Below are 5203 nucleotides of genomic sequence, written 5' to 3' on the forward strand. Positions count from 1 at the left end.
CCCTCCCCCACCCGGCGCAGCGCCTCACCCAGGTCTCTGGCACCGCAGACGAAGGGGACGGCGAACGCGTTCTTGTCGATGTGGTGCTCCTCGTCGGCGGGGGTCAGGACCTCCGATTCGTCGATGAAGTCCACCCCGGCCGCCTGTAGGACCTGAGCCTCGACGAAGTGTCCGATGCGCGCCTTCGCCATCACCGGGATCGTGACGGCGTCCACGATCTCGTCCACCTTGCGCAGGTCGGCCATGCGCGCGACCCCGCCCTCGGCCCGGATGTCCGCGGGGACGCGCTCCAGGGCCATCACGGCCACGGCGCCGGCGTCCTCGGCGATCCTCGCCTGCTCGGCGGTGGTCACGTCCATGATCACCCCGCCCTTCAGCATCTGGGCAAGGCCTCTCTTCACACGCGTCGTTCCCCGTTCCATCGGTCCTCCTCGGCAGCCGTCCGCACCAATCGTACGGCGGCCCGGCTCACATCTCGGCGACCAGCGTGGCCCGCTCGTGGACGTCGGGCCCCCCGACCCGGGTGCGTGGAGCGAACCAGAACCTGTCCGTGACGCGGAGCGCGGCCGGCGCGTGCTCGCCGCCGGCCCGGCGCAGGAGGCTGGCCATCGCCGGCGGGTAGCGGGTGACGAGGGAGCCGACCACGTCGGCCCGGTGCTCGCGATCCGCGGGGGAGACGAGCCGCCCGCACGCCCGGACGACCAGGCAGGCGGGCCAGACGGGCACGGAGAGGAGGGCGAGCCAGCCGCGGGGCGCCCCCAGCGCCTTCGACGCGAGCTCGATCGCCCCCGCGGTCAGCACGAAGAGGGAGGCGAGCGACGAGTCCGCGTCGCGCAGGTGAGCGAGCTCGTGGGCCACGAGGGCCTCCCTCTCGAGCCGCGAGAGCCTGGTCGTCCCGGAGGTGACGGCCACCCACCGGGTGCGGAGGCCGAGGGACAGGGAGTTCGGCAGCTCGCCGGGCACCATGAGCAGCTCGGGCGACGGCGCCTTGGCTGCGGAGCAGACCCCGTCCACCGCGTTGAGGATCTCGGGCGCGGTGACCGGGGTGGCCCTCAGGGCGTACCGGGCCCACCCGTCGCCGTAGCGGGCTCCCGCGGCCAGGTAGGCGGCGCCCGAGACGGCGATCAGGACGGCCAGGAGCGCGCCGACGGCCGGGAGCCCGGCGAGCATCAGCGCCGCCGCCACCGCACCAGCCTCCACGAGCACGGAGATGCCGAAGACGACCAGCAGGACGGCCGTCCTGCGGCGGTTGCGCCCCGCAGCCTCACCTGGCTCGAGGTCCATCACGGTCGGCATCACCAGGTCCTTGCGGCGTGCGACCGGCGGTCCCTCGAGGGTCAGGCGCTGCGGACGGCGCCAGCGCTTGCGCTGGAGCTTCCGGGCCATAGGTCCCCAGACGTTACCCCATCCGCGGGGCGGACCCGCTCACTCCACCGGCAGGACGCCGCGGTAGACGTCCAGGGTCCGGGCGGCCACCCTGGGCCAGTCGAAGGTCCGGGCTCGCTCCGTCCCCGCTGCGGCCAGGTTCCCCTCGTCCGAGTCCAGCACCTCGCCGAGGGCGGATACCCAGGCCCGGACGTCCCCCGGGCTCACGTATCGGACCGCCTCGCCCCCCGCCGCTCGGTACCCGGGGATGTCGCTGGCGAGGACGGCGCAACCCGCCGCCATCCCTTCGAGCACGACGATGCCGAACGACTCGCTCCCCCTCGAGGGCACGAGGAGGGCGGTCGCCGAGCGGAAGAGGGCGAGCTTTCGGTCGGCCGGGACGGGGCCCAGGGTGTGGACCCGATCGGCCAGGCTGGGCGGGACCAGCCCCGCGGGGACCTCCCTGGCGGGCAGGCAGACGAGGTGGATGTCCGGCCGGGAGGCGGCGGCGGCGCAGAAGGCGCGTACGGCCACGTCGAACCCCTTGCGCGGCTCCGGACGTCCGACGAACAGGACCACCCGTCCCAGGGTGGACGCCCACGGATCGGGGCTGGCTGTGGCGAACGCGGTGGCGTCCACGCCGTTGGGCACGATGACGGGGTCGGTGGGGACGTACCGGGTGACCAGGGCGCGCGCGGCCGGGGAGACTGCCGTGGTCGCGTGCATCCGACGTGCCACGCGGCGCAGGAGCGGGCGGGCCACCGCGTAAGGGAGTGACCGGTCCGCGGCCGCGTGGAAGGTCCCGATGACGGCCGTACGACGGGGGGCGCGCATCACGGCGGCGAGCCCGGCCGGCAGGAACGGCTCGTGCACGTGGATCACCTCGGCGGGGTCGAGGGCGAGCTCCAGGCGGACGAGCATGCGGGGGTCGAGCCCGATGGGAGCGACGGACCCGTTCGCGGGAATCTTGACCGAGCCTCCCAGCGAGATGGCGGTCACGCCGGGTGGGTGGCCGGTCATGTGTAGGTCGGGTGCGAAGAGGACGACCTCGCACCCGTGGGAGACGAGCCCGGCGGCGAGTCCGCGGACGTGCTCCTGCACCCCGCCCGGGAGCGCCATGGAGTACGGACAGACGATGGCGACGTTCACCGCCGTCCCCCGCGGTAGCCGGGGTCGGAGGGCCAGTTGGGCTGGAAGAGGTGCCACTGTCCGGGGTCGCGTCGGATCAGCTCCTCGAGACGATGGGCGACGAGCTGGGTGAGCCGGGTCGTGTCGTCGGGGTCGGTCTTCCCCTTCGCGACCTCGATCGGCTCGAGGATCACCCCGTGGTACCGCCCCCTGGGGCGCTGGAACATCCCCCCCACGATCAAGGGGGCTCCCGTGCGTCGGGCGAGGACGGCCGGGCCGGAGGGGAGGAACGTCCGCTCCCCGAAGAACTCGACCTCGACGCCGGTCCCCGAGATGTCGCGATCCGCCACGAGCGCGGCGATCGCGCCGGAAGCGAGCCCCGACAGCAGGGCACGCGCCGAGCGGGACTCCCCGAGCGGGTGCACCTCGATGCCTGCCTGCCGGCGCAGCGTCGAGAAGAGGTCGAAGAGCTCCGGAGGCTCCAGCCTCTCGGCGACCGCAACCGTCCGCCACCCCTGGGAGGCCAGCCACAGCCCGGCGACGTCCCACGATCCCACGTGAGGCGTCACGAATAGGACCCCGCGCCCCGCATCGAGATGCCCTGCGAGGTGATGGACCCCCTCGCAGGTCACTCGTTCGGCGATCCTCTCCAGCCCGGGAGCCGGGATACGCAGCGTCTCCGCCCAGTACCGCGCGTAGGACCTGAACGCGAGGTCCACGGCCCTCTCCACCCGGGCGGGGCCGACGACGCGGGCCATGTTCCGCCGGACGACGGCGCGGCGGCGGCCGTTGAGACGTCCGATCGCCAGGCCGGCCGCCTCGGCCGCGGGGAGCAGGAGGGGGCCGGGGATGCGGGAGGTGAGGGCCTGTCCGCTCCGGTAGAGGAGGTACGCCGGGTGCCGGCGTCCGGAACGATCAGCGGGCACGGGCCTGGCGGCCGACGTGGACGAGCCGCTGGACGACGGTGACCGCGGACGCCACGGCGAGGACGGCCAGGACCGGGGTGAGGATGGAGAGGACCAGACCGACGATCAAGGCGATGATGCGTTCGGCGCGTTCGGCGAAGCCGACCTTGCAGTCGAATCCGAGGGACTCGGCCTTCGCGCGGACGTACGAGACGGCGCCTCCCAGCACCAACGAGGCCAGGGCGAGGGCGACCCCGACCTCGTCGCCTCGCTGGGCGAGCGCGTAGACGATCGCCCCGAGGATCACGCCGTCGGTCAGGCGATCGGTCACCGAGTCGAGGAAGGCGCCCATGCGCGATGCCTTGCCCGTGGCTCGGGCGACGGCTCCGTCGAGGAAGTCGAACAGCCCGCTCGCGGCCAGCACGACGCCCCCGGCGACCATCCGGTCCTGCACCACGAGCCAGGCCGCGACCACCACCACCGCCAGGCCGCCCGCCGTCACGGCGTTGGGCGTCAGACCCGTCCGCGCCACGATGCGCCCGGCGGTGCTCGAGACCCCCTCGAGCAGGTCGCGCGCTTTGGAGTCGAGCAAGGAGGAGGCTCCCTTCGGGACGGGGGCTGCAGACCGCGCCCCTATAATGACCGGACCGAGGACCCCGGTGGCTCCTTACCTCGGGGACCTCAACGGGAGGGCGCGGGACGCCGCGACTGGGGAGGCGATCGAGTGAAGGCATACGAGCCATCGCAGATCCGCAACGTCGCACTGGTGGGCCACGGGGGGGCGGGGAAGACGATGTTGGCCGAGGCTCTGCTGTACGCCTCGGGAGCCACGACCCGATCGGGTCGGGTCGAGGACGGGACAGCCACCACCGACTTCGAGCCCGAGGAGCACCACCACAGGATCTCGGTCTCGATGGGCATCGCGCCCGTCGAGTGGAATGGCCACAAGATCAACCTCATCGACTGTCCGGGGTACGCGGACTTCTTCGGCGACGTCGCCTCGGCGCTGCGGGTCGCGGACGCCTGCCTGTTCGTCGTCTCGGCGGTGGACGGGGTCCAGGTCCAGACGGAGCTGATCTGGGACATGGCGCAGGACCTGGGGCTCCCGTGCCTGTTCGTCATCAACAAGCTGGACCGCGAGCGCGCTTCGTTCACCCGGACGATGGACCAACTGCGCGACGCCTTCGGCTCGAAGCCGTTCGCCCTCGACCTGCCGATCGGAGAGGAGCACTCCTTCACCGGACTCGTCGACCTCCTCGCCAACCAGGCCTTCACGTACGACCGGTCCTCCCCCAAGGGCTCCCCGACCGATATCCCCGGCGAGATGCAGGACCCCGTGAGCGAGGCCCATGTCCAGGCCGTCGAGGCGGCGGCCGAGGGCGACGACACGCTCATGGAGAAGTACTTCGAGGCCGGTGACCTCGACGAGAAGGAGATCGCGGCCGGCCTGTCCGGGGCGGTCGCGGCCGGCGCCACCGCCCCCGTCCTGGTCGCATCGGCGACCCACCTCATCGGCATCGACCGACTGGCCGACGCGATCTGCTCGCTGGTCCCCTCGCCGCTGGAGCGCGAGGCGCTCGTCGGGACGTCGAAGCCGGGAACCGGAGACGACGTGACGCGCGAGCCGCAGCCGGGCCAGCCGATGTCGGCGTTCGTCTTCAAGACCATCTCCGATCCGTTCGTCGGGAAGATCTCGATCTTCCGGGTCTTCTCGGGGGAGATGCGGCCCGACCACGAAGCGCACAACACGACCCAGGGCGCGACGGAGCGCATGCACCAGCTCTTCTACATGGTGGGCAAGGAGC

The 5203-nt window shown here is 72.6% G+C and carries 6 protein-coding genes; 1 reads left to right on the forward strand and 5 read right to left on the reverse strand.

Features of this window, described 5'->3' with window-relative positions; all coding sequences use genetic code 11:
- The 5 genes from VM840_01810 to VM840_01830 all read right to left on the reverse strand — a co-directional run.
- Positions 1-422 (reverse strand): pyridoxal 5'-phosphate synthase lyase subunit PdxS (locus tag VM840_01810; GenBank protein ID HVL80311.1); only part of this gene is annotated, 422 nt, incomplete at its 3' end.
- A gap of 46 nt (positions 423-468) precedes the next feature.
- Positions 469-1386 carry a hypothetical protein gene (locus VM840_01815; GenBank protein ID HVL80312.1) on the reverse strand — a complete coding sequence of 306 codons (918 nt, stop codon included), beginning with the start codon at positions 1384-1386 and terminating at the stop codon, positions 469-471.
- Positions 1387-1425: 39 nt separating this feature from the next.
- Positions 1426-2514, reverse strand: coding sequence for a glycosyltransferase family 4 protein (locus tag VM840_01820; protein ID HVL80313.1), 1089 nt, complete (start codon positions 2512-2514; stop codon positions 1426-1428).
- Positions 2511-3419 carry a phosphatidylinositol mannoside acyltransferase gene (locus VM840_01825; GenBank protein HVL80314.1) on the reverse strand — a complete coding sequence of 303 codons (909 nt, stop codon included), beginning with the start codon at positions 3417-3419 and terminating at the stop codon, positions 2511-2513. The genes VM840_01820 and VM840_01825 overlap by 4 nt, the downstream gene beginning before the upstream one ends.
- A complete protein-coding gene (locus tag VM840_01830) occupies positions 3409-3990 on the reverse strand; it encodes a CDP-alcohol phosphatidyltransferase family protein (protein HVL80315.1) in 582 nt (193 codons plus the stop codon). The genes VM840_01825 and VM840_01830 overlap by 11 nt, the downstream gene beginning before the upstream one ends.
- A gap of 132 nt (positions 3991-4122) precedes the next feature.
- Here VM840_01830 and VM840_01835 point away from each other — a divergent pair.
- On the forward strand, positions 4123-5203 hold a 1081-nt coding region (locus VM840_01835), incomplete at its 3' end, for a GTP-binding protein (GenBank protein ID HVL80316.1).

The organism is Actinomycetota bacterium (genome assembly GCA_035540895.1).
Lineage (GTDB): Bacteria > Actinomycetota > JAICYB01 > JAICYB01 > JAICYB01 > DATLFR01.